The sequence below is a fragment of the Flavobacterium sp. RNTU_13 genome (assembly GCF_046614455.1).
GTDB lineage: Bacteria > Bacteroidota > Bacteroidia > Flavobacteriales > Flavobacteriaceae > Flavobacterium.
The window spans coordinates 409934-435120 of record NZ_JBKJHB010000003.1 but is presented as its reverse complement, the minus strand read 5'-3'; the positions used below and the strand labels follow the sequence as shown (position 1 = coordinate 435120).

The following is a 25187-nucleotide window of genomic DNA, read 5'->3' as shown; positions in this document are numbered from 1 at the left end:
GTATTTCAGTATTTACATATTGAAGCGGTGAAAATAGTTTTATGAATTTTAATTTTTGGTCTACTTATTTTTGTTCGGAAGGATTAGATAATTTCAAGCGTTTTGTAACATATTCTCCTAATATGTTTTCAACAATATTTTCATCGGGTAGATTTCTCCAGTCTTCATAAATAGAGTCATCAAATTTTTCATCACCATTTTTATTTGAATTGAGAAAAACTTTATCTTCCAAGAATATTTCCTTTGCTAATAATGTTTCATCTCCTGTGATATTTCTTAACAATTCTTGAACAGCTTTGAACAATTCAAACGCAATTTGTCTTTGGACATCTTTTCCCTCGTGTACTAATTTATTTCGAGCTTTTCTGGAATTATAAAGCCGTGAAAGAACTATTTCTGATATAACTTTATTTTGAAACAATATTTCCTGCTTAACTGCCATACTCCATGTACGACTATCATCTTTTAGAGATTTTTTACGACCGTTAATTTCGTCTTTGGGATGATTATTATAGTTACTTAGAAAATCATTATGCCACAAATAGTCAATTAGTTGTTCTGAAATAATCCAAAGATTTGATAATACCAAGTCCCAATTTCTATACCTTATTTCTGTAATCCCGTTGTTTAAAAATTTAGGTGTTAAATTTGGAATCTTTTTTAAAATTGAATTTCCGTTCTCAATCATTTGATTTAGTAAGTTGATTTTTAGTACTCTGGGTCCTGACAAATAAATACTGTCAATATTATTGACCATACCAGCCCGAATTTTTGAGTGTAATTGGGATGGCGCACTGCTTCCAAATTCGGTAACGTAAATTCCCCAGCGATTATGTAATATCCCAGATACAACGTCTCTGCTGTCGATTCCTTCTACATAAAACCCACTAAAAATTAATTTAGAAAATAGGCTATTAAAGAATTTAACAGCTTCCTCTTTTTTATAATACTTGCCATTTCGCGCGATTGCGATTGCTCCATCATAACATACTAACGCATCTAGTTCATTATTATCTGTTTTTATTTTACAGACTATGCGCATCAAATTGCCAACGTTATAGCTTACGCTATTTATTTCTTTTAAGGGTACTTCCCAAGGTTTTTCATCATCAGGAATAACAAAAGTATAAGGGTGTATGTATGATACCCAACATAAATTTTTTGAAAAGTCATTTTCCATTTTATTAGCTAAACAAGATTAAATCGTAAATCATTTTTTAATAAAGGGGAATTGTCGTCTTTTCAAATGTATAAAATATTTCCTCAAAAATTTCTACAGCCTTAACCCGTAACATTTCACTCCGCAAAATTACAACAACAACTGCTGTCAGAGTACTGAACGCATTTGTTCAGTAAAATCTAATGTGAGTGAAGCTGCCAACAACTAACAACCAGCAACTAAAAACCTGAATGTTGTACTGAAGTGCTTCTGTCAGTAAATGCCTGTGGAAAATGTGGAAGAATAATGCCTGCTTTCAAAAGTTGTTGTTTTTTAAAGCATTGAATATTATTGATTTATGATTTTTGGCTTTTAAAGAAAATAGATGTTTTTCTGAAAATTTTTTCCGAAAAGCGGAATATCTCGCTGTTGATAACTTTATTTAAAGAAATGCCTTACAAAATATCGCATCGAACTTTGTAAGGCATTTTTTAATTTATAAAAGCGACTCTGTAACCCTGAATTTTTAAAATAGGGCTACTTTACAGTTTACTCTTTAAATATTCTCCGGTAACCGATTTTGGATTTTTCGCCACTTCCTCAGGCGTGCCAAAAGCAATCAGGTGACCGCCGTTTTCGCCACCCTCAGGGCCTATGTCTACAATGTAATCGGCGCACTTAATCAGGTCCAGGTTGTGCTCTATTACAATGATTGAGTGGCCTTTATCTATTAGGGCATCAAAACTTGCCAATAGCTTTTTAATGTCATGGAAGTGTAGCCCGGTGGTAGGCTCGTCAAACACAAACAGTGCCTTTTCTTTAGTGGCACCTTTAACCAGGAACGATGCCAGCTTAATACGCTGCGCCTCGCCACCCGAAAGAGTAGAGGAGCTCTGCCCCAGCTGTACATACCCAAGTCCCACATCCTGAAGGGGTTGCAGCTTGGTCATTATCTTGGTTTGCTTGTGCTCGCCAAAAAATGCCACCGAATCATCTATGGTCATTTTAAGCACATCGTCTATGTTCTTATCCTGGAAAGTAATTTCAAGGATTTCTTTCTTAAAACGCTTACCGCCACAGGTTTCGCACACCAGGTGCACGTCTGCCATAAACTGCATTTCTATGGTTACCTCGCCGTCACCCTTACAGGTTTCGCAGCGGCCTCCATCTACGTTAAACGAAAAGTGCTTACTCTGGTAACCGCGTGCCTGTGCCAGTTTTTGCTTGGCAAATAAATCCCTAATATCGTCATAGGCTTTAATGTAAGTAACTGGATTAGAGCGCGATGATCTTCCTATAGGGTTTTGGTCTACGTATTCTATGTGCCTTATTTGTTTGTAGCTGCCACGCAGTTCAGTAAACTGTCCGGCTTTTTCGCCCACACCTTCAAGCTCTTTTTGCAAGGCTGGGAACAATATCTTTTTAACCAGTGTGCTCTTGCCACTTCCTGATACTCCGGTGATTACCGTAAGGCAATCCAGCGGGAAGGTAACATCTATGTTTTTCAGGTTGTTTTCGCGGGCACCTATCACATCAATATGGTTCTTAAACTTCCGGCGCTTTTTAGGTACCGAAATTTCAAGTTCGCCATTCAGGTATTTCGCTGTAAGTGATTCACTTTTAAGTATTTCGTCGTACGTGCCCTGGGCTACAAGTTCGCCACCGTAGCTACCTGCTTCAGGGCCTATGTCAATGATCATGTCGGCCATTTTCATAATGTCCTCGTCATGCTCCACTACGATAACCGTATTACCCAGGTCGCGAAGGCCTTCCAGTACTTTTATAAGGCGTTCTGTATCTTTTGGGTGTAGCCCTATTGATGGCTCGTCTAATATGTACATACTACCTACCAGGCTGCTGCCCAACGATGTAGCCAGGTTTATCCTTTGGCTCTCCCCACCCGAAAGCGTGTTCGAACGGCGGTTTAGGGTAAGGTAATCCAGCCCAACTTCCTGCAAAAAGCGCAGGCGGTTATTAATCTCTATAAGCAGCCTGCTGGCTACTTTAGTGTCATATTCATTAAGTTCCAGCTTGTTAAAGAACTCAACCAGATTTTTAATCGGCTGATCTACAAGGTCTGTTATGGTACTGCCGCCTACTTTTACGTAATTAGCTTCCGGGCGCAGGCGTTTGCCTTTACACTCCGGGCATTTGGTTTTACCGCGATAGCGGCTCAGCATCACGCGGTTCTGTATTTTGTAGTTGTTAGCCTCCAGCTCGGCAAAAAAGTCGTTTAGCCCGGTAAAGTAGCTGTTACCTTTCCAAATCAGTTGGCGGTCTTTTTCACTCAGCTGAAAATAAGGCTTATGTACCGGGAAATCAAACTTATGGCTGTTATTAACCAGCTGGTCGCGGTACCAGCCCATGCTTTCGCCCCTCCACGGGAAGATAGCATTTTCATATACCGAAAGCGCTGTATTTGGCACTACAAGCTCCTCATCGATACCGATGATGCTACCATAACCCTCGCAGGCAGGACAGGCACCATAAGGATTGTTAAAACTAAACAGGTGCACGTTTGGCTCTACAAAAACTACTCCATCTAACTCAAAGTTATTGCTGAAAGGCAGGCGGTTACCCGTGCTAACCTCTTGCAGGTAAGCTTCTCCCTTACCTTCGTAAAACGCGGTTTGAATAGCATCGGCAAGTCGGTTGTAAAATTCCTCCTCGTGCTTAACCACAATACGGTCTACTACAAGCAGTACCTCTTTGTTAGTCAGGTTGGTATCGGCAAGTTCATCAAGTCGAATTGTTTCTCCATCGGCTAAAATACGTGCAAAACCCTGCTGCAACAGTACCCCGAGTTTTTCCTCTATCGTCCGGCCCTTTTCGGTATGCACCGGGGCAAGCAGTAGCCAGCGCGTATTTTCCTCAAAGCCCTTTACTTCGTTAATCACATCGGTCACCGTGTGTTTTTTAACCTCACGCCCCGAAACGGGTGAGTACGTGCGGCCCACGCGGGCAAACAGCAGTTTAAGGTAATCGTATATTTCGGTACTGGTACCCACGGTACTGCGGGCATTGGTAGTATTTACTTTTTGCTCTATGGCTATGGCGGGAGCTATACCCTTAATGTACTCTACCTTCGGTTTATCTAAACGACCCAGGAACTGACGTGCGTAAGACGACAGGCTTTCTACATAACGGCGCTGGCCTTCAGCATACAGCGTATCAAAAGCCAGGCTCGACTTACCCGAACCCGAAAGCCCTGTAACCACCACCAGCTTATTACGCGGAATGGCTACATCTATGTTCTTAAGGTTGTGCAGCCCTGCACCTTTTATAAGTATGTTTTTCTTTGGTTCTAACTTCGAAAAATCAGTCTTTATCATAGTAGAAAAGTAATGTGCAAAGATACGGGTTTTAGGGGAGAATTTTGTTAAGATAAATAGAACACTGACGGCACTGATTTTAGCGGAAGGGCGCGAATTTTTGAAACAGACTTTAAGAATAAAAAGCCTCAAATGAGGCTTAATGTTATTTTTTATTTTGAGGATTATTGGGTTTTGGTGGGGGGGTAGAAGTATATTTGAAGTCAGGAATGTGACCTTTATTTAAACCTTCGGGTAAACTTCTACTGTTTTCATTTCCGGATCTTTGGCCATCATTAATTTGCCTAGGTTGATTTTTATTAGACATAATAAAGAAATATTTGATTTACATTAATTCGACTCCATAATGATTTCTAAAGAAAATTATATTCAGACTAGTGGCTTTTTTTTCAATATCAGTTTGTTTACTTACATCAAATACTATATCGTCACTAAACCTTAATATTTCGTTTCCTTCTTTTTTTATTTCATAATATCTATTCTCTGCGTCTTCCTCATCTATATTATCATTTTGCATTTTATCCCAAAGCTTTTCACACTCAATATTTAAATTTTCAATTTTTAAGGACTTTGCTCCCAGTTCCTTTACGTATTTGTTGTAAGGAAAAAAAGGCTTAACAGCGTTAATTAATTGAGAAAGAGCGATTATAGATGCCCATATCCAATCTAATTCATTCCATAATGCCCACGCTGCAATACTTGAAGATGAAGCTATTGCTAAAAATACATTTGTGTTTCTTTCCCATTTTTGATATTTACAATAAAGCAATTCAATTACGTACCCTTTGTACTTGTAATTTATAAATGTGTTCCAAAAACGTTCTCTCATGTTTGACTAATATTAGCTAATGTAATAAATAAATAAATATTTACTTTAGTTCTTTATTTATTAGCAACATTATCATGAACGATACTCCCCTCATAAACACCCATATAACCCTTGAGCGCATGCCCGGCAAAGGCGGGTGGACTTACGCGCGTATACCGGGTATAGAAAATAGTAAAGACGGCGCACCTTTTGGTATGGTACGCGTTAAGGGTACCATAGATGATTACGAGCTGGATAGCTGCAGCATTATGCCTATGGGCAACGGCTCTCACTTTTTGCCGGTTAATGCGGTTGTAAGGAAGCAGATTAAAAAGGAAGAGGGCGATACGGTTCACCTTATATTGTATAAAGATGATGAGCCGTATAGAGTACCTGCCGAGTTACAGCAAAGGCTGGAGGAGGAAGGTGTTTACCAGAAGTTTGTAAAATACAAGCCATGGGAGCAGCGTATGTGCGCCAAGTGGATATATGCAGCCAAACGCCCTGAAACTGTGAACGAGCGTATTATAAAGACTATCTTCAGGTTAAGGAGGAACGAAAAAATTGTGTAAGAAAATTATTGAAAAACCTCTAAATATATAGCGTTTTCGGGCTAAACATTGTTACTTACTCTGCCTGTTAACAAAAATTATTGCGCAGAAATTGTTAAAATTCATCTTCTTTATTGTATTTTAAGATTTAATTATATTATATTTGGCATATCATTAATTCATTATTAACATCGCCTATAGCTTAAAAAACTACTTTTTAGAAAAACCCGAAAAGGTTCCAAAGACCAAGAATTTAAAAGAACGCTAAAAAGTATCGCTATGGCTAATGTTGTAATCCCTGACGCAGTTCTGGTAAAAAATTATATCGGTGGAGACGAGAGTGCTCTTTCGGTTTTAATTAACAGACACCAATCTAAAATTTACGGATTTATTTACTCTAAAGTATCAGACAGGGACGTATCAGATGATATTTTCCAGGACACTTTTATTAAGGTTATAAAAACCTTAAAGAGCAATTCTTATAACGAGGAAGGCAAGTTTTTACCGTGGGTAATGCGTATAGCGCACAACCTTATTGTAGATCATTTCCGCCGTAACAAGAAGATGCCTATGCAGCGCGATACCGATGAGTATTCTGTATTCTCATACATGACCGATAACAGCCCTAATGTAGAGCACCGTATTATTACAGACCAGGTAGAAAACGACCTGCAACGTATAATAGAGGAACTGCCTGCAGACCAGCGCGAAGTACTGGTTATGCGTATGTACCAGGATCTTAGCTTTAAGGAAATAGCCGACCTTACAGGGGTTAGCATAAACACTGCCCTTGGCCGTATGCGCTACGCGCTTATGAACCTGCGTAAGGTGATTGAAAAAAATAATATTATTTTGACTAATTAGGCAATATAGGGTGTAGTTTTGCGTTATTATGTTGTAAAGGATAACCTAAAACACCTTAGCATGGCAAAACTCTACTCTAAAATTAAACCGGCATCTGAAGAAGTTATGCTGCCTAAAAAAGAAACCATAGATTTTTTACTGAACTATTCTAAGGCACTTACGTATGTAAAGACTGAGAATGGTACTTTTGAAAATATTGCTAATTAATTTTCCTGAGCCTCACGCTAATTCTTTTTGCGTGAGGCTTTTTTGTTGTATTCATCCAGCACTGATTTACGGCCTATAGTAGCAGTAATTATATCTTTTTCCATGTTCCAGCCACGTGCCGGGCTGTACTCGCGCCCGTACCATATAATCTGCAGGTGAAGGTCGTTCCAGCGCTCTTTAGGGAAAAGCTTTTTAGCATCTTTCTCGGTTTGTACCACGTTTTTTCCATCGCTTAGTCCCCAGCGGTACATAAGGCGGTGTATGTGCGTATCTACAGGAAACGCCGGTACACCAAACGCCTGGCTCATAACTACACTAGCCGTTTTATGGCCTACGCCGGGTAAAGCTTCCAGTTCCTCAAAAGTTTGCGGTACTTCGCCGTTGTGTTTTTCAAGTAAAATTTCGCTTAGCCCATGTATGGCCTTTGCCTTAGCAGGTGACAGCCCCACCGGTTTTATGATTTCCCTAATCTCATCTATATCCAGCTTTACCATCATTTTGGGGTTATCTGCCCGTTCAAAAAGCAACGGCGTAATCAGGTTAACGCGTACATCGGTGCTTTGTGCGCTCATAAGTACAGCTAAAAGCAGGGTATAGGGGTCTTTATGATCCAGCGGAATAGGGATGCTTGGGTACAGTTCGTCCAGCGTTTTAATTACAAATGCGGCTTTTTGGCTTTTTGTCATTTTTGGTACTCAGATTTTTTAGCAAATATACCCTAAACCATACAATCCTTTGCAAAGTTAACCCGCGATAACGAAAGTAAACAGCTGTTAATTTTGAGTATTTGTACAGGATGTGTGCAGATATTGGGTAAATTTGGGTTACACTAAAATCAAATAAAAACTACATGACAACATTACAAAAAGGAGATAAAGCACCGGAATTTTCGGGTGTAGACCAAAATGGTAAAACACATACTCTTGCAGATTATAAAGGAAAAAAGCTTGTGGTGTTTTTTTACCCGAAAGCCGATACGCCGGGGTGTACCGCCGAGGCATGTGATTTAAGGGATAATCATCAACGATTTGAAGCACAAGGATACTCGCTTCTTGGTGTAAGTGCAGACCCTGTAAGAAAACAGGCGAAATTTGCCGAAAAATACAGCCTGCCGTTTCCGCTATTGGCAGACGAAGACCATTCGGTTTTAAATGCGTTTGGCGTATGGGGTCCAAAGAAATTTATGGGGCGCACTTTTGATGGTATTCACCGTACCACATTTGTTATCAATGAAGAGGGAGTTATTGATGAAGTTATTACCGATGTAAAAACAAAAGCGCACGCCGCTCAGATTTTAAAATAAGCTAAACCAAAAAAAAGTAAGGTTCCTAAAAATGTATAATCATTTTAGGAACCTTTATATTTTTAAAACGTTGTTATTAAATATTATTACAAGGATTTAATTAGCACGTTTTATTTTAACTACATGGTACTTAACCCGAAATTTGAACCCCAATTAACGTACCTACACCATAGGTAACAGCGGCAGCGGCAAGCCCAAATACAACCTGGCGTAAGCCCGATTTTAAAATACTTTTTCCTGTAAATAGCGTTATGGCAGCACCTATGCCAAACAAACCTACCACACTGCTTGCCACACTTAGTAAGATAGCGTTTTCTCCTTTTAAAAATATAAAAGGGTACAGCGGAATTATAGCACCAATAGAAAATAACATAAAAGAGGCTATAGCAGCTTCCCATGCCGAGCCGCCCAATTCTTCTTTGTTAATGCCTAATTCTTCGGTTACTAAAGCGTTTAGCGCATCTTCTTTGTTTTCAAAAGCTTTTGCGGAAAGCGCTTTAGCCTCATCGGGTGCCATGCCTTTCGCCTCGTAAATCAGGGTAAGCTCACGCTGTTCTTCCTCGGGCGAATTTTCCAGCTCTTCGGTTTCCAGTTCTATTTGCCGTTGGTTAAGCTCCCGCGAACTTTGTACAGAAAGCCATTCGCCCAGTGCCATACTTATAGATCCTGCCAGTAACCCGGCAATACCTGTAAGTAGAATGGTGGTGTTGTTTACAGCGGCACCGGCTACACCCATTACAAGGCTCATGTTACTTACCAGCCCATCATTAGCACCAAGTACAGCTGCCCTTAGCGCATTTCCTCCTACCGATTTGTGCCTGCTTTCAAAACTTGCCAGTAATCCGCCCGAAACGTTTAGGTTAGGGTTTTTATTTACCGCTTCTATAATCCGCAGGTGGTTGTGCTCAAAACCGTTTGGTTTTTCGCCCTGCGCCAGCTTATTTTTTACGGCGTTTTCGGCAAACTGGCGTTCAATGTTGCTAAGATTTGCAATGATAGAACTGTAGCCAAATAACTTCCCGGCTTTTAATTGTATCCTTGCCCTAAATGAAGCCGGGGGCAAAGTAGCCCCCGGTATTATGGTCTGTAATTTTTGTAAAATGGCGTGGGCATGCCCATGTTCTATTTTGGCCAGGCTAAGCAGTACGGCTTTTAAAGTGGCATCATCCTGAACATTGGCTATGCTTTCATACAAAAACGCGGTATCAACTTCGTTTTGCAACTGGGCTTTAAGCTTTTTTATATCCATACACTTTACTTAAATTACGTTAGTTCTTCTTTTTCTTCTTATCGTCCATTACAAATTTTACTGCAAACGACACTATGTCAGAGTGTAACCCGTCGCTGCGATCGTAGTGGTTATAGCGCACATCAATGTTTTTTATGCCAAGGCTCCAGATGTGCATAGTCGTAAAAATATCAGTATATGTAAAGCCCGCGCCATACTGGCTGGCGTTAAACTTAGACAAGTCGTAGTCTGATGTATAATACGTTTCTGAACTAAGATGTTTTTCAAAAGGAGCAAAATACTTAGACGCCGTTTGCGTATAATACCTGTACATAGGGTATACGGTAAAACGGTCGTTAAGTTTAACTGGCAGCTCTATGTTTGCCGTGTGGGCCGTAATACCCCAGTCATCTGTATAATAGCGGTAATAGCTGCGTATAACAAGGTTTTGGTTTACGTAGTAATTAAGCCTTGCACCAATAGGCAGCTTAAAACGTGTTCCCGGCAGCCTTTCAATATCATCGGCAAGGCGGAACTGGCTGATGTAGTAGTCGGCTTTGTCAGCAAAGTAAATCCTTTGGTAAGGTGTAGAAAGCAGCCCCTGTTGTTGCAGTACATCTAAAAATAACGAAAACTGCATACGCTTATTTACTACCTGGCTAAAGCTAAGCGATAACGAAAACGAGTTACGGTTTTTGTTAGAGTGAAATTTAAATTTCTCAGGGTTGTAGCCTGTGGCTAGGTTACCTAAAGCATCGGTGATGGTAAAATCTCCATAGAAACCGCCAAATGTGCTGTTCCCGTTATCTTTCCACTGCTGAAGTTCTTTAGGGTAAATAGGCATCCATTGGTCTAGGTAGGCGTTACCCGAAATGGTAAGCTCGGTATTTTTATCGTTAAATAACCTTGTATAGCCTCCGCCAAAACCCAGCGAATGATAATCGTATTCGGTTGAACCGGAAATATGTGCATTCCAAATGGTGTTTCTGTCGTCTGAGCTGTGGCTATAGGTTAATACCAGTGCCGTTAGCTGGTCAGACGCGGAAGCACCCGAACTTGCCTGCCACGGGCTTGGGTTTTTAGAGTCGAAAGGGTTAATGTTACCCGATGAAGCTGATGAATACGCCGAAACGCCTAAATCTGCTGTTAGCACATCATCGTCGTTTAGCGGCATAGATACTATAATGGTAGGGGTAACGTCAGTCAGCTTTTCGGTACCCTGCCCTCCTTCTACGGCAGAGTGTACACCATCCTGCTTATAGTAGCTAAACAGGAAATCTACCTCGGTAGCATCGAGCACGCGTTTTTTATAAGAAACTTCGGTACTGTCCTGTTCCTGCGCGTACGCTCCAAGGGCACCAAAAAATCCGGTGAGTAGTATAAAAACTTTTTTCATTTGTGTTGTTATTGTCCTGTTTTATGGATTAGTTACAGCCGCAACCGCCACCTGTTTTTCCGCCATTGGCACCGGCAGCTGCTTCCCTGTATACCTGGAAATTAGTTTCAAAACGCTCAGAAGAACGCGCCGAAAGCTTCATGTCAGGGTCGTTTATGTTTTGTTTCTGGTATTCCTTTACGCTGTTGCAGGATTGCAGCAACAACATACCTATTGCTATATATATCAGTTTTTTCATAACTTAAATTTCTCTATATCAATGTTTTTAGAGGCGTGTATGCCTCCTTTATCGTCTACTATAATACAGCCTATACCGTGCATTTGGTTTACAAGGTTAAGCCCCACATCTACACCCAGTACAAAAATGCCTGTAGCAAGTGCATCGGCCACTTCTGTAGTTTTGGCAAATACAGAAACACTAACCACACCCGAAGCTGGGTAACCTGTACGCGGATCTATTATATGCGAGTATCTCTTGCCATTAAATGTAACGTATTTTTCATAGCTGCCCGATGTTTCTACCGCGCTGTCTTCTAACGGGAAAAGCGCGAATACCTTACTTTTGTTCACTGGGTTTACAATCCCTACTTTCCATTGTTCGCCGTTAGCCTGGCGGCCCCAGGCAAAGATGTCTCCCGATACGTTTACAAGCCCTGCTTTACAGCCTTTACTGTACAGCAGCTCTTTTATTTTATCGGCTATATACCCTTGGCCTATACCGCCAAGTCCCAGTTTCATGCCTTTTTCGGGCAGGTAAATGGTTTTGTTTGCAGGGTCTACCACAATTTTTTTGTACCCTATACGCGCCACTGATTTTTTTATGGCTTCAGCCGATGGCATCTCTTTCATGCTGCCGTCAAACTTCCATATTTTATCCATGGATGCGTAGCTAATATCAAAAGCACCATCTGTAACGGCACTTATTTTTAAGGCACGCTCTACAAGACCTAAAAGTTCGTCTGAAACCTTAACCGGCTGTATGCCTGCATTTTTATTAATCTCTGAAACCTGAGTGGTAGGAATCCAGTCTGAAATAATATTTTCTATGCGCTTTACTTCGCCTATAGCCATGTCTATGTACGCATTTGCCTCGGTAGTGTCTTTAGCAACAACCGTCATTTCAAATGGGCTCGCCAGTAAAAACAACTTGCGTTTATGCTGTACCTGTGCCGTGACAGACAGGCTGATGATAAGCGCTAAAACCGTTAGTATATGCCTCATTTACTTGGTTTCAAATGAATGCAGGTGTGTTATGTAATCAGCAGGGGCAAGGTTTTTAAATCCTGTTTTACCCAAAACTTTTCCGTTTTGGTCTAATACCACGACCAATGGAAAATTACCCTCACGGTTATATTTTTCCGCTAATGCATCGTTTTGTTTTTGCTGTTCGGCAGGCAGGGCGTGTTCCTTCTTTTTAGGGAAATCGGCGCGAAGCAGCACCCATTTGTTTGCAGCTTCGGCTTTAAACTCTTCGGATTGCCAAATGGTTTTGTCCAGTTTTATACACGGGCCGCACCAGTCGGATCCTGAAAATACAAGGATTATTGTTTTGTTTTCTTTTGCGGCAGTGGCTTTTGCCTCTGCAAGGCTGTTGGTCCAGTTTTGGGCAAAAGTTACTGACGTCATAGCCAGTAGAAGCCCCAGGAATAAGCGTTTCATGTTGTTAATTGCTATTACTTTGTTACTACTAAGGTAACGCTTTTTTGGTAACGAAACTTGTTTTCGTTAGCGTATTTTAAGCGAACCTTAAGGAAGGCTAAAGCACCAGTTCGCGGAACAGTTGCGCAGCTTTTTCTTCCGGGTCAGGGCAAAGCCCTGGGTGCGGCCTTGAGGTTTGTATTACAGAGCTACGTACCGCCGTTAACCACCTGAAGCGTTCGGCAATTTCCATTTGCGCTATGGGGCCCGCAGTACGGCTTCCATGCGCTATATTCTCAAACGAATCGATGTTTTTTTGTAACTGTTCAATATCAGTTTCTTTACATATAGACAGTACTTTAGCTGAGTTAATGTGATGTAGTACTTTAATAAATTTTTTCCGTTTGCAAAACAGTATTATACCCACGTTTACAAACTCTTCGCGTTCTACCCTTGGTACTACGCGAATCACTGCATACTCATATAAGTGCCTGTCTTGCATGCTGTGCCTGTTTTATAAAAATGTCAGAATTTTCTAATCGCGTAACCAGGAAGTCAAAGTACACATCGCGTATTTCGTCTGGAGTTAACTCCATGCCTTCCCACTGCAGCCATTCGTCGGGCAGCAGGTTAACAATACTACGTAGTGAATCAGTAGTAAGTAGCGCTTTAAACTCAGCATCAACCTCAGCAAGTTTAGCCGCCTGCGGCAATAGCACATGGTCTTTTATCAACGAAAAAGGTACTACAGCATGCCCTTTAGGGTCTGTAAACGAGTGGTGAAAGTAGAAAGACGCGCCGTGGTCTATGAGCCATAAGTCCTTATGCCAAATAAGCATATTGGTATTCCTAAACGTACGGTCTACATTGGTTATGTAAGCATCCAGCCACACAATTTGCGATGCCAGCTTTTCATCTACCACCGTTACTACCGGATCGTAGTTAATGGCACCACTAAGGTAGTGCAGGGCCAGGTTTAACCCTTCGCTAAATTGTAACAGGTCTTGTATTTCTTCGTCGGCTTCGGTGCGGCCAAAAGCTTCATCGAGGTTCGCAAATACTAACTCAGGCACCGGCAATCCAAGTGTGCGGGCTATTTCACCACCCAGTAGTTCGGCGATCAATGCCTTGGTTCCGTGCCCGGCGCCTTTAAACTTTAGTACATATTTAAATTCGTCGTCTGCCTCAGCCAGCGCGGGGAGCGATCCGCCTTCCCGAAGCGGCGTTATATAGCGCGTAACGGTAACCGTACGCAGGGTTTTATTTTCTTTCATGGATTAAATTTCCTCAAGTTCACTTTTTGTTATCTGCCTGACTTTTTTGCGTTCGACTTTTCTTCTGTTCGATTTTTCTTTAGCCTCATAGTTGTTACGGTCACTTTTAAAGTGCATGCTATCATAAGCAAGTTTTGAACCTGATTTTACCATAACGCCGTTCCAAATACAATTATCGTAATCACAGGAATGCTTAGAGTACACCCCAAAGTTTCTGTGTTTAATACCCTTTGACAAAAGTATTTTTTGCTGGTTTATTTTTAAATCTTCCCATAATTGTTGTTTATCTGCTACTGTTATATCCTGTCCTAATATAGAAATAGCTACGTAGGTCGCAGGGTCTTTTAGTTGCAGAAATTCGAACGCTCTTTTAAAGTAAGTGTGCGCAAAATTTCGGACTTCTATTTTTTCAGTAAGGCTTAAATTTTCGTTCTCTAAAACCGACCTATAAAGGCCGAGAGTGTTAAAGTCTGTATATTTTTTATTATGCTCTATATAAAAGAAATATTCCTTTACGGTCAGAGTATTAAATTGTCTTCCGATTTCCATGCTGGTTTTGCGATTGGTGATATATCATTACAAATTTACAAAATTTATAAACCGCTTTACGTACGCTTTCCTTTTGGTTTGCTACATAAAACTGCAAATGCTATCTTTGGTAAAAATATTATTTTGACAAAAATACTCCTGCTATCAGACACCCATAGCCATATAGACGATACCATAATGAAATACGTGTGCCAAGCCGATGAAGTGTGGCACGCGGGAGATATTGGCGACTTGGCTGTAACAGATACCATAAAAAAAGAAAAACCGCTTAGGGCGGTGTATGGTAATATAGACGACGCTAAGGCACGGCTGGAGTTTCCGTTAAACAACCGCTTTACGTGCGAAGGGGTTGATGTATGGATAACACATATAGGCGGTTACCCCGGGAAATACAATCAGGCAATCCGTACCGAAATTCAGCAGAATCCACCCAAGATTTTTATATGTGGACACTCGCATATCCTTAAGGTAATGCCCGACCCTAAACTTGGGCTTATCCACATGAATCCGGGTGCTGCCGGTGTACACGGGTTTCACCAGGTGCGTACCATGTTGCGTTTTGAAATTGATGGCGATAAAATTCAAAACCTTGAAGTTATAGAAATAGGAAAACGGGGTTAAAACTTTAACCCCGCTGTAATGTTTATCTGGCCTAATTTGTTGTAAAAATCTTTGTACTGCGCTGCCGTATTGGTATGCACACGGGTTAAGCTATATAACCCGCCTATAAACACTTTAACGTGTTCATCCAACTCATAATCGACATCAAAACCGCCACCAAAAACTACACCGCTTTGCCTGCCTTTGCTGTCGCCAAACACATTAAATGGGCCACCACCTAGGTTCACATCCTGGCTGCCGAATGATAATTGCGGATTTATAGTGAGCTTACTTATTACAGGGATTTTATAGCTCACTTCGGCATATACCGAACTCATTTTAGTGTTATCTGCCGTAGTGCTAAGCGATTTGTCTGTAATGTTAAACTGAAGGTACTTAATCCCGCCGTTTAGCTGAAAATTTCTGTAATCTACAAACGTAAAGGCAAAACCTAAACCATAATCTCCCTTGTTTGCCTTGGCTAATACATTATTACCTATCCCATGAGGGTAAACGTAGTATATTTTAAAATACTGCCTTTGCGGTTTAATGGAATCGTTTTTAGTTTGCTGGGCATATATACCGCTGCTTAGCAATACTATAGTAAGTAAAAGTATGTTTTTCATTTATTGTATGGTGTAGGTTAGGTTTTGGTTTTCTACAGGTATTTGTACTTCGTGTGGCGTTTCGTTGGCATCCAGGTATTTTAGTGTAATGATTTGATTCTTCAATACAGTAAAATCAGCACTCCTGTCGTAATAATAGTACTTGTATGGTAGTGTAGTGAACACCTGGTCGCCGCTATAAATATTAAAATCCAGGTCGATACTGTTGCGCATAACCGTACCTATGGCGTTAAGTTTTGTTACACTTGCAGGGGCATTAATGTGTAGTGTTACCAACTTATTAGCATCGGCAGGGCACAGCTTTACAGTACCCATATTATAGCTGTAATCGGTAAACTTTCCTGTATCTATATTGTGGTACGTAACCCATGAATATCCTATCGGGTTATAATTAAAATCAGGCATGTTTACATACACCTTAGGGATTGCATCTTTACCCTTTGGTACTATAACCGTAAAATGCCCCGCAGCATCGGTGTGGTCAAAACCGGTATTTTCTTCTATAGAACTGTTATAGTAATTAACCGTTACCGGAATATTTGCCATGGGAGTTCCATTTTCATTGGTAACGGTTCCTGTAAGTACATTTTTTGTACTCCCGTCGTAATCCAGCCCGCAAGAAACCATTAAGACAGAAGCAGCGGCGGTAAAAAGTAAGGATTTTAGCATATAAATGTTGTTTGGAATTTACGTTTTAGATGACAACCGTCATTAAAGGTTGCGTGGGTTATTAATAAATTTGCATACACACAATTAATCAATCGTTTATGAAAATTACACTTTTTTCTGCAAAGCCTTATGACAGGCAGTATTTCGACAGATTTAATAACAGCCAGGATATAGAGATAGAGTATTACGAAACCCACCTGGGGCCGCATATAGCAAACGTGGTGGAGGATACCTACGCAGTGTGTGCATTTGTAAACGATAAACTAAGCGCTCCTGTACTGCAAACCCTTGCGGAACGGGGTGTAAAAGTAATTGCACTGCGCTGTGCGGGTTTTAATAACGTAGACCTTGAAGCTGCGAGCAGATTAGGGCTGCGCGTGTGCAGGGTACCGGCATATTCGCCTGAGGCAGTGGCAGAGCATACAGTGGCTATGCTGCTTACCCTTAACCGTAAAACGCACAAGGCTTACAACCGGGTGCGCGAACAGAATTTTTCGCTTAACGGTTTATTGGGATTTAATCTGCACGGTAAAACCATAGGCGTGGTGGGTACGGGTAAAATAGGTAAGGCGTTCTGTAAAATAATGCTTGGATTTGGTTGCAAGGTTATTGCTTACGATATTTATGAAGATGCCGATTTAAAACAAGCGGGGGTAAACTACCTGCCACTGAAGGAGGTTTTGGCTACGGCCGATGTATTGTCGCTGCACTGCCCGCTTACACCCGAAAACCACTATATGATTAACGGGGAATCTATTCGTAAAATGAAGAAAGGCGTGGTAATTATTAATACCAGCAGGGGAGGGCTTATTTGTACCACAGAAATTATAGAGGCACTAAAGGAAAAACACGTGGGCGCGCTGGGTATAGATGTTTACGAACAGGAAGAAAAGCTATTTTTCAGGGATTTGTCTGAAAATATTATAGACGACGATAACATACAGCGTTTAATGAGTTTCCCAAATGTTTTGGTTACAGCGCACCAGGCGTTTTTTACCGATGAGGCAATGCGCCAGATTGCCGAAGTAACGCTAAATAGTATTACCGGGTTTTATACCGCGAATGAACCTGCTAATGAAATGATTTTGATTTAATTATCGATTGTATAAAGCAATTCGGCGACACCTCTTTGCTGCTAGTCTAAAATTAAATGGAATGGCGGCGAATCAACATACATTTGCTTTGTAATCAGCAATATACTACAATTTGCTGCGTAGGATAATAAAGTAAAGTATTTTCATAATTGGTTTTGATTGGTTTTTTGAAGAGTCCCGTAGCCAACTAGCGGGGCTTTTCTTTTTTAGAGCTGTAAGTAAGCTATTTATAAAATATTTTATAAATTTGTATATACAAATATTGTAACTACAAATTTTATTTGATTACTCATGTCACTACATACTTTTTATAATTTTACAAGCGATCTTAAAACAACGTCAGAGAAAATGCCCGTGCTTTTTATTGGCCATGGCTCTCCTATGAACGGCATTCAGGACAATCAGTTCAGCCAAACCTGGTCGCAGCTTGGTAAAGAAATAACAAGGCCAACTGCCGTACTGGTTATATCAGCACATTGGCTTACACATGGCACGCACGTTACCGCCATGGAGCACCCGCGTACCATACATGATTTTGGTGGGTTTCCTCAAGAGCTGTTTAATGTACAGTACCCTGCGCCGGGGAGTCCGCAGCTGGCTGAGGAAGTATCTCAAATTATTACGTCTGCCCCGGTAGGGTTCGATGAACACGAGTGGGGGTTGGATCATGGTACGTGGACGGTGGTACGCCACATGTACCCCGATGCCGACATCCCGGTGCTGCAACTTAGCATTGACTATAACAAGTCGCCTCAGTATCACTACGATTTGGCAAAACAACTGGCATCATTAAGGAAAAAAGGAGTACTGATTATTGGCAGCGGAAACATGATACATAACCTGAGGATGGTAGACTGGCAGAGGCTTAACGAACCCAATTACGGCTTCGACTGGGCGGTAGAGCTTAACCAGGTTTTTAAACAAAAAATAGGCGGCCATAACCACGCAGACCTGATAGCCTACAATAATCTGGGTGCTGCGGCAAAGCTTGCTATACCTACACCAGATCATTATTACCCGCTACTGTACACATTAGGCTTGCAGGAAAGCAAAGATGATATACGGTTTTTTAACGATGAGCTGGTGGGAGGATCCTTAAACATGACCGGGGTTAAAATAGGCTAGCCGTTTATCTATAACATCACGGATAAGAAGTTTGTTATCGGACGTTTGGAGTTGTTTACCGATGCATTGTATGGGTTCGTCTAAAATTGTAAAAGCAGCCGCTAAACCGTGCTACATTTGTATCAATAAAAGGGAACATAAATGGTTTCCGCACAGAAAAGGAATAAAGTTTTTTCATAATTGGTTTTTGATTGGTTTTGTGAAAATTCCCGCACAGTGAGGGCGGGAATTTTCTTTTTATGCCAAAGCCTGTGGCTAAATTGCGTTTTTGGGTTATTGTTTGTACTTTCACGCCGCCAATAACAACCAGTTTATGCTTATAAAAGTTTACGGCAGTGCCGTTTTTGGGGTAGAGGCCACTACCATTACCGTTGAAGTTAATATAGATAAGGGCGTAGGCTACCATTTGGTAGGCCTTCCTGATAATGCCGTTAAGGAAAGCAGCTACAGAATAGCGGCTGCCTTAAAAAATAACGGCTATCAGCTACCGGTAAAAAAAATAACCATAAACATGGCACCTGCCGATTTGCGTAAAGAGGGTTCTTCTTACGACCTTACGCTTGCTGTGGGTATCCTTGCAGCTTCAGGGCAAATTAAATCCGAAGAAGTACACAAATATATTATTATGGGGGAGTTATCGTTAGACGGCTCACTTCAGCCCATAAAGGGTGTATTGCCCATTGCCATTAAGGCAAAGGAGGAAGGTTTTAAGGGCTTTTTCCTGCCGAAGCAAAACGTGAAAGAAGCTGCCATTGTTAGCGGTATAGACGTATACGGCCTTGATAACGTAAGCGAGATTATCGACTTTTTTGAAGGACGCGGCACGCTGGAACCTACGGTTATAAATACCCGCGAGGAGTTTTATAAAACGCTTGATTTCCCGGAATTTGATTTTGCCGACGTAAAAGGGCAGGAGAGTATTAAACGCTGCATGGAAATTGCAGCCGCAGGGGGGCATAACATTATTCTCATAGGGCCTCCGGGGGCAGGTAAAACCATGCTGGCAAAGCGTTTGCCCAGTATATTACCCCCTATGACACTACGTGAAGCTTTAGAAACAACTAAAATACACAGCGTAGCGGGTAAAATAAAGAACGTGGGGCTTATGAACCAGCGTCCGTTCCGTAGCCCGCACCATTCTGCGAGTAGTGTTTCGCTTGTGGGCGGGGGCAGTTTTCCGCAGCCTGGGGAGATAAGCCTGGCGCACAACGGCGTTTTATTTTTGGATGAGTTGCCCGAATTTAAACGGGAAGTCCTGGAAGTGATGCGCCAGCCGCTGGAAGACCGTGAAGTTACCATTAGCAGGGCACGTTTTACCATTACCTATCCGTCGAGCTTTATGCTTGTAGCGAGTATGAATCCGAGCCCGGGTGGTTATTTTAACGACCCTGACGCCCCGGTTAGTTCATCGCAACATGAAATGCAACGCTATTTAAGTAAAATATCAGGTCCGCTCTTAGACAGGATAGACATACATATAGAGGTTACACCCGTACCTTTTGAAAAACTTACCGATACCCGTAAGGCGGAAAGCAGCGCCGAGATACGAAAAAGGGTTACACGCGCCCGTGAAATCCAGACCCAGCGCTTTGAAGAATACGAAAATGTGCACTACAATGCGCAGATGGGTACACGCCTTATAAGGGAATATTGTGTGCTGGATGATGTGTCATTGCAGTTGCTTAAAACAGCTATGGAACGGCTGAACCTTTCGGCACGTGCATACGACAGGATATTAAAAGTAGCGCGCACTATAGCCGACCTGGAAGCTAGCGAAGGCGTAGCATCGCACCACATAGCCGAAGCCATACAATACCGAAGCCTTGACAGGGATGGGTGGTTAGGCTAATGTTTCGTTATCGTTTACGGTAGTTTCGTTTAGCGGAGGTTGTTTTAAAAACGATTGGAACAACATGGCAAACAGTATGGTTAGCACTGCGCCCAGCACGTTTAGGTACAGGTAGCTTATCCATTGGGTAAAATATACAATAACTACAAGTGTCTGGCTTAATATGGCTGCGGCAAACACTGCGTGCCCTTTTATGTATTTTATGTAGAAGGCTATAAGGAAAATGCCCAGCACAGTACCGTAAAATATAGAACCAATAATATTTACAAGCTGTATAAGGTTTTCAAAAAGTGTACCTACACAGGCAAATAGTATAGCCACAACACCCCAGAATATGGTAAACAACCGTGTGGCATTTACATAGTGCTTTTCTGATTTTTCGCCTGTTACATTCCGTTTATAAATATCTATGGTAGTGGTAGATGCCAGCGCATTTAACCCCGATGCCGATGATGACATGGCTGCAGAGAATATCACCGCTAGCAAAAGGCCTATTAAACCTTGCGGCAGGAAGTTCAGGATAAAGTACAGGAAAACATAATCTTTATCGTTAGTCTCTGCCTTTGCGTCTACTTTATTTATAAGTTCTCTGGCCTGTTCGCGAAGGTCTTTTTCCTGGTTGTTAAGGGCAACCATACGGTTGTGGAGTTCCTTATTATCATAATCCTGATAAAGCTGGTTTACGTACAGCATGCTGATTTCTTCCTTTTCGCGGGCCACAACTTTCAACTCTTTTTCAAGACCATGATATTGGTCTTTATAAGGCGAGTTTTGTACCGTTTTCGTGTTATTAGGGTTAAAGTGTAGTGGAGCTTCGTGAAACTGGAAAAACACAAAAACCATAACCCCTATAAGCAGGATGAAAAACTGCATGGGCACTTTAAGTATACCGTTCATTATAAGCCCCATTTGGCTTTCCTTTATAGATTTACCTGAGAGATAACGCTGTACCTGGCTTTGGTCTGTACCAAAATAGGAAAGTGCCAAAAAGAAACCACCGGCAAGCCCGCTCCATATAGTGTAGCGCTTGTCCGGGTCAAAGGAGAAATCCACTGCATCCAGCTTATCATTTGCGCCGGCTATATGCAGTGCATTGCTAAAGCTTAGTTCCTTAGGTAAATAGCTCATGATGATAAAAAACGTAGCCAGCATCCCCGTCATTATTACAAAAGCTTGCTGTTTTTGTGTTATGTTTACGGCACGGGTACCTCCCGAAACGGTATATACAACTACAAGTACGCCTATCATTATATTCATTAAGTTGAGGCTCCACCCCAATAAAGAAGACAGTATTATTGCAGGTGCATATATGGTAATCCCCGTACCCAGGCCGCGCTGTACTAAAAACAGTGCAGCAGCAAGCGAACGTGTTTTTACGTCAAACCGCTGTTCTAAGAACTCGTAAGCGGTATATACTTTTAGCTTATGGTAAATGGGTATAAACGTAACGCATATTACAATCATGGCCAGTGGCAGGCCGAAGTAAAACTGTACAAACCCCAGGCCGTCATGGTAGGCCTGCCCGGGAGTTGAAAGAAACGTAATGGCGCTGGCCTGTGTAGCCATAACCGAAAGCCCCACGGTCCACCAAGGGGTTTGGTTGCTGCCCAGAATATATTCGTCCACGTTTTTGCTGCCACGCGTTTTTATGGCTCCATAAGCCACAATAAACAGCAGCGTAACGGTAAGCACTATCCAGTCTAATAACTGCATACTACGAGTAAATTTGCATCAAAAAATAAAACAACACTATGTACAGGATGTTGAGCAACAGCACAAGTGTGTAGCTCTTTTTCCAGGATGTTGGGTTATCTTTCATGTATATTGTTTTAATACTATCTATATCTCTGTATAAGACTCCTGATGGAGCCTTTTGTTACACTATTTTCCGGCGGCAATAAGGTTTGCCATAATGCGGTATGCCCCGGGAACACCTTCGGGCAACTGCCTGAAAAAACTTAAGCCAGTGTAAATATAATATCCTTTTCCGTACTTAGCTACCAGTAGCCCTCCTTTTTGGTCGGGCTCGCCGGCATCGTGTGCGGAAATCAGTGGTGTAAATTCGGGCGCCCACTCGTCAGGATAATATAAACCCTGCTCCTGAACCCAACCTTTAAAGTCGTTTTCAGTTATTTTATTAGGGTAGTTCAGCAGCCTGTTGGCCGGGTCTAAGAAGGTTACCTTAGCATTTTCATCGGTAACCCTGTCGCGCGAAATCCTTAAATGGTAAGGTGCCGGTTCTTTAACGGTAAGTGTACCTGTAGTATTGTACATTGTAATCATAGTGCCGCCATTGTTTACATATTGCAATAGTGCATCTTGTTTAAATTTAAGCACTTCCAGCGTATTGTACGCGCGTATTCCCATAATTACGGCATCAAAATCCTGAAGCCTTTCCGGAGATATGTCTGTCGCTTTAAGGCGGGTAACTTCATAACCCATTTGTTGCAGGCTTTCAGGGATGTTATCTCCGGCACCGGTTACATAAGCAATGTTAGAGCCCTTTGTGCGTACATCGGCACGGGTAAATTTAGCCTTAGACGGCAATAGCACCTGCTGCGTATTAATGTGCGGATAGTTTATAATGATCTGCTCGCGGTCAAAATCTTTACCATTTATTGTAGCAATAGCTCTTGCCGACGATTCTGTGGCAAAGGCCGGAGGGGCAACTTCAAAATCAACTACCATTTCGCCGCCTTTCTTTTTCAGGCTAAAAGGTATGCTTTCCGGTGAAACCACCCAACCTTCAGGCAGGTCAAGCCTTAGCTTTCCTTCGCAGTTATCACGACCGGCCTTTATATTTACGCTAATGGTATGGCTACGGCTGCTGCTAAACAGGTGTACCTTGCTTACAAACCGGGTAGTAACATCGGGTACAACATCCAGTGGCTGATATACTTCGCCCTGTACAGGGTCGTTATATTTGTATATAATCTCTCTTTCAAAAGGGATCGAAACCCCTTCAATCACTACATTAAATGTAGCTTTAAGCTGCCTTATGATATCTGCTACGCCTATCTTGTGCAGGTCATTAACCGTATACATTCCGCTGGTTCCTGCTTCTTCCAGCCAGTACGGAGAGGTGTAGGCCAGGGTAGAAGGCAGTGCTACTTCAAGCGTACCGTTTTGCCCTTGGTTGTTGTGAAGCGATTCGTTTTCAGGAGTAAGGCTATTGGCAGCATTTACTGCAACAGACTCAAGGTTCATGGCCTCAGCCGAACGGTTAATCGCTTCCCAGCGTACTCTTAATACACTCCCGGGCGTAGCCGACTGGTTTTCGGCAATAGCTTCCAAATATAGTCCGGCACAATTAGCAATTATATCTTTTAACTCGTTCAGCTTTATTTTCTTCCAGTATTCGCTATCGTCCAGTGCGTTAATATGCGTATACAATTTTACTAAAGCAGGTAACGAGGCAGACGGGTTTTTAAAGTCATAGCTTTTTAGAATGAGTGTCAGGCTTTCGCCAATGTGCTTTCCGCCTACAACACGGTTCCATGAAGTATCTATTCCTTCAAACAAGTTTTGCTTATTTTTTAAAACATCGCCGCGGGTTAGTTCCAGGTATTCCATGTCATCACCGCGCTCGCCTGTAGAGCCAAATCCCTGCGACTTGTGCCTGCTGCGGCTCAGTGCTGCAATTTCCTGGTTTGATTTTCCTAGTAAATTGTAATATGTTCCTGTAGAAAGGTTTATATACTTTGACTTATCCGTTTTGTTGAACTCCTCTTTGCTGCCAAAAAACCAGTACGACACGTTAAGCAGCACGCGTTTTGGTTGCCAGCTTTGCGCGAATTGCAGTTGTTTTGGTTCAAAATCTTCATTACAGGCAAGGTCATACGCCTCCTGTGTTAGCATGGCGCTACTGGTGTGGTGGCCGTGGGTACTGCCAGGCGTACGGTGGTCAAAACGGGTAACAATAACATCGGGCCTGAAGTTTCGTATTACCCAAACCATATCGTGCAGCACAGCTTCTTTATCCCATATACGAAGCGTTTCATCGGGTAGTTTAGAGTAGCCAAAATCATTAGCACGGCTAAAAAACTGCTCCCCGCCATCTATTTTGCGTGCTTCTATAAGTTCCTGCGTGCGTATAACGCCCAGCAGCTCCCTCAGTTCTGTACCAATGAGGTTTTGTCCGCCATCGCCACGGGTTAAAGAAAGGTAGCCGGTACGGGCATGGGTAGTATTAGCCAGATAAGAAATCAGGCGTGTATTTTCATCATCGGGGTGTGCAGCAATATATAAGGCAGAGCCCAGAAAGTTCAGCTTTTCCAACTTGTGGTATATTTCTGCCGATGTAGGCTTTGCCGGCTGCGCGTGTACTACTGCTGCAAACAACAGAGCCACCCAAACGGTTTTGGCCAATGGTATTTTAATCATAGAATTCTTTTTCTTCATGTTTTACCGGTACAATACTTACGCCTTTTTGCAGCAGCAAACTATTAGGATAGGTGATTATTTCGCCCTCCTTTGTACGCAGTATGGTGTGAAACGCCTTTATATCTTCAATTTGCCCTTCTACAGGAAAGTCTTTATCGTGTATGCGAATGGTATGCCCTATGCGGAACGGGAATGTAAAGAACATTATTATACCCGATGTAATATTACTCAGGATGCTCCACTGTGCAAAGAATGCCACGCCTATAACGGTTAATGTAGCCCCAAGGAAATTAAATATTTCCTTAGACTCTACACCCCAAATGGCTATGGTACCAACAAAAAATAACAGAATAATTACATAATCTATATATTTGGAAATTAAGTTAGTACGCACCTCTGATAAATGCGCTGCTTTAGCGTAGCGGTGTGTAAGATTCTTAATAACCACATTAAGTAATATAAAAATTACCAGTAGTATACCGGTATTAAAAATTTCGTTTCCGTGGCTAAAAGACTCTATTAATTTCATCTG

Annotated in this window: 25 protein-coding genes; 8 read left to right on the top strand and 17 right to left on the bottom strand. The window is 41.8% G+C overall.

All coding sequences use genetic code 11. From position 1 onward, the window contains the following. Nucleotides 1–64: 64 nt before the first annotated feature. The 3 genes from ACLI08_RS10140 to ACLI08_RS10130 form a co-directional block, all read right to left on the bottom strand. Nucleotides 65–1180 (bottom strand): hypothetical protein, encoded by a 1116-nt coding sequence (locus ACLI08_RS10140; RefSeq protein ID WP_411428371.1) that lies wholly within the window; start codon nt 1178–1180, stop codon nt 65–67. Between the two features lie 521 nt (nt 1181–1701). Further along, nucleotides 1702–4491: an excinuclease ABC subunit UvrA gene (gene uvrA / locus ACLI08_RS10135; RefSeq protein ID WP_411428370.1), complete on the bottom strand. Its 2790-nt coding sequence runs from the start codon at nt 4489–4491 to the stop codon at nt 1702–1704. 325 nt (nt 4492–4816) lie between these two features. After that, on the bottom strand, nt 4817–5320 hold the full coding sequence (locus tag ACLI08_RS10130; RefSeq protein WP_411428369.1) for a hypothetical protein: 504 nt from the start codon (nt 5318–5320) through the stop codon (nt 4817–4819). A 74-nt stretch (nt 5321–5394) separates the two neighbouring features. On the opposite strand from ACLI08_RS10130, the gene ACLI08_RS10125 reads away from it, so the two are divergent. The 3 genes from ACLI08_RS10125 to ACLI08_RS10115 all read left to right on the top strand — a co-directional run bounded on the left by ACLI08_RS10125 (nt 5395) and on the right by ACLI08_RS10115 (nt 6921). Continuing rightward, nucleotides 5395–5871: a DUF1905 domain-containing protein gene (locus ACLI08_RS10125; RefSeq protein ID WP_411428368.1), complete on the top strand. Its 477-nt coding sequence runs from the start codon at nt 5395–5397 to the stop codon at nt 5869–5871. Nucleotides 5872–6129: 258 nt separating this feature from the next. Further along, complete coding sequence (locus tag ACLI08_RS10120) at nt 6130–6714, top strand: RNA polymerase sigma factor (protein ID WP_411428367.1); 585 nt, start codon at nt 6130–6132, stop codon at nt 6712–6714. A 60-nt stretch (nt 6715–6774) separates the two neighbouring features. Continuing rightward, nucleotides 6775–6921, top strand: coding sequence for a hypothetical protein (locus ACLI08_RS10115; RefSeq protein WP_411428366.1), 147 nt, complete (start codon nt 6775–6777; stop codon nt 6919–6921). A gap of 17 nt (nt 6922–6938) precedes the next feature. Here the strand turns inward: ACLI08_RS10115 and ACLI08_RS10110 are convergent, their stop codons facing one another. Further along, nucleotides 6939–7607 carry an endonuclease III domain-containing protein gene (locus ACLI08_RS10110; RefSeq protein ID WP_411428365.1) on the bottom strand — a complete coding sequence of 223 codons (669 nt, stop codon included), beginning with the start codon at nt 7605–7607 and terminating at the stop codon, nt 6939–6941. Between the two features lie 164 nt (nt 7608–7771). Between ACLI08_RS10110 and bcp the strand changes: the two genes are divergently transcribed. Beyond that, nucleotides 7772–8224, top strand: coding sequence for a thioredoxin-dependent thiol peroxidase (bcp, locus tag ACLI08_RS10105; RefSeq protein WP_411428364.1), 453 nt, complete (start codon nt 7772–7774; stop codon nt 8222–8224). 130 nt (nt 8225–8354) lie between these two features. Here the strand turns inward: bcp and ACLI08_RS10100 are convergent, their stop codons facing one another. The 8 genes from ACLI08_RS10100 to ACLI08_RS10065 form a co-directional block, all read right to left on the bottom strand. Then, a complete protein-coding gene (locus tag ACLI08_RS10100; protein WP_411428363.1) occupies nt 8355–9473 on the bottom strand; it encodes a VIT1/CCC1 transporter family protein in 1119 nt (372 codons plus the stop codon). Between the two features lie 19 nt (nt 9474–9492). Beyond that, entirely contained in the window at nt 9493–10848 is a 1356-nt protein-coding gene (locus ACLI08_RS10095; RefSeq protein ID WP_411428362.1) for a DUF3570 domain-containing protein, read from the bottom strand. A 28-nt stretch (nt 10849–10876) separates the two neighbouring features. Beyond that, nucleotides 10877–11086: a DUF4266 domain-containing protein gene (locus ACLI08_RS10090; protein WP_411428361.1), complete on the bottom strand. Its 210-nt coding sequence runs from the start codon at nt 11084–11086 to the stop codon at nt 10877–10879. Then, nucleotides 11083–12069, bottom strand: a complete 987-nt coding sequence (locus tag ACLI08_RS10085) for an FAD:protein FMN transferase (protein WP_411428360.1) — start codon at nt 12067–12069, stop codon at nt 11083–11085. Before ACLI08_RS10085 ends, ACLI08_RS10090 begins: the two co-directional genes overlap by 4 nt. Then, nucleotides 12070–12507, bottom strand: a complete 438-nt coding sequence (locus tag ACLI08_RS10080) for a thioredoxin family protein (protein WP_411428359.1) — start codon at nt 12505–12507, stop codon at nt 12070–12072. 97 nt (nt 12508–12604) lie between these two features. Continuing rightward, a complete protein-coding gene (locus tag ACLI08_RS10075; RefSeq protein WP_411428358.1) occupies nt 12605–12988 on the bottom strand; it encodes a DUF3037 domain-containing protein in 384 nt (127 codons plus the stop codon). Next, nucleotides 12966–13760, bottom strand: coding sequence for a HipA family kinase (locus ACLI08_RS10070; RefSeq protein WP_411428357.1), 795 nt, complete (start codon nt 13758–13760; stop codon nt 12966–12968). The genes ACLI08_RS10075 and ACLI08_RS10070 overlap by 23 nt, the downstream gene beginning before the upstream one ends. 3 nt (nt 13761–13763) lie before the next feature. After that, nucleotides 13764–14309, bottom strand: coding sequence for a hypothetical protein (locus tag ACLI08_RS10065; RefSeq protein WP_411428356.1), 546 nt, complete (start codon nt 14307–14309; stop codon nt 13764–13766). Between the two features lie 123 nt (nt 14310–14432). On the opposite strand from ACLI08_RS10065, the gene ACLI08_RS10060 reads away from it, so the two are divergent. Next, entirely contained in the window at nt 14433–14930 is a 498-nt protein-coding gene (locus ACLI08_RS10060) for a metallophosphoesterase family protein (RefSeq protein ID WP_411428355.1), read from the top strand. Here ACLI08_RS10060 and ACLI08_RS10055 read toward each other — a convergent pair. After that, nucleotides 14927–15535, bottom strand: coding sequence for a hypothetical protein (locus ACLI08_RS10055; RefSeq protein ID WP_411428354.1), 609 nt, complete (start codon nt 15533–15535; stop codon nt 14927–14929). The genes ACLI08_RS10060 and ACLI08_RS10055 overlap by 4 nt on opposite strands. Then, nucleotides 15536–16204, bottom strand: coding sequence for an Ig-like domain-containing protein (locus tag ACLI08_RS10050; protein ID WP_411428353.1), 669 nt, complete (start codon nt 16202–16204; stop codon nt 15536–15538). A gap of 98 nt (nt 16205–16302) precedes the next feature. Here ACLI08_RS10050 and ACLI08_RS10045 point away from each other — a divergent pair, with 98 nt between their 5' ends. The 3 genes from ACLI08_RS10045 to ACLI08_RS10035 all read left to right on the top strand — a co-directional run bounded on the left by ACLI08_RS10045 (nt 16303) and on the right by ACLI08_RS10035 (nt 20272). Continuing rightward, complete coding sequence (locus ACLI08_RS10045) at nt 16303–17298, top strand: 2-hydroxyacid dehydrogenase (RefSeq protein ID WP_411428352.1); 996 nt, start codon at nt 16303–16305, stop codon at nt 17296–17298. A 291-nt stretch (nt 17299–17589) separates the two neighbouring features. After that, nucleotides 17590–18423 (top strand): 4,5-DOPA dioxygenase extradiol, encoded by an 834-nt coding sequence (ygiD, locus tag ACLI08_RS10040; protein WP_411428351.1) that lies wholly within the window; start codon nt 17590–17592, stop codon nt 18421–18423. A gap of 280 nt (nt 18424–18703) precedes the next feature. Further along, on the top strand, nt 18704–20272 hold the full coding sequence (locus ACLI08_RS10035) for a YifB family Mg chelatase-like AAA ATPase (protein ID WP_411428404.1): 1569 nt from the start codon (nt 18704–18706) through the stop codon (nt 20270–20272). On the opposite strand, the gene ACLI08_RS10030 is transcribed toward ACLI08_RS10035, so the two are convergent. The 3 genes from ACLI08_RS10030 to ACLI08_RS10020 all read right to left on the bottom strand — a co-directional run bounded on the left by ACLI08_RS10030 (nt 20264) and on the right by ACLI08_RS10020 (nt 25184). Continuing rightward, nucleotides 20264–21985 carry a sodium:solute symporter family transporter gene (locus ACLI08_RS10030; protein WP_411428350.1) on the bottom strand — a complete coding sequence of 574 codons (1722 nt, stop codon included), beginning with the start codon at nt 21983–21985 and terminating at the stop codon, nt 20264–20266. The two genes, ACLI08_RS10035 and ACLI08_RS10030, sit on opposite strands and share 9 nt — an antisense overlap. 168 nt (nt 21986–22153) lie before the next feature. Next, nucleotides 22154–24673: a PIG-L family deacetylase gene (locus tag ACLI08_RS10025; protein WP_411428349.1), complete on the bottom strand. Its 2520-nt coding sequence runs from the start codon at nt 24671–24673 to the stop codon at nt 22154–22156. Further along, complete coding sequence (locus ACLI08_RS10020) at nt 24648–25184, bottom strand: mechanosensitive ion channel domain-containing protein (protein ID WP_411428348.1); 537 nt, start codon at nt 25182–25184, stop codon at nt 24648–24650. The genes ACLI08_RS10025 and ACLI08_RS10020 overlap by 26 nt, the downstream gene beginning before the upstream one ends. Nucleotides 25185–25187 lie beyond the last annotated feature (3 nt).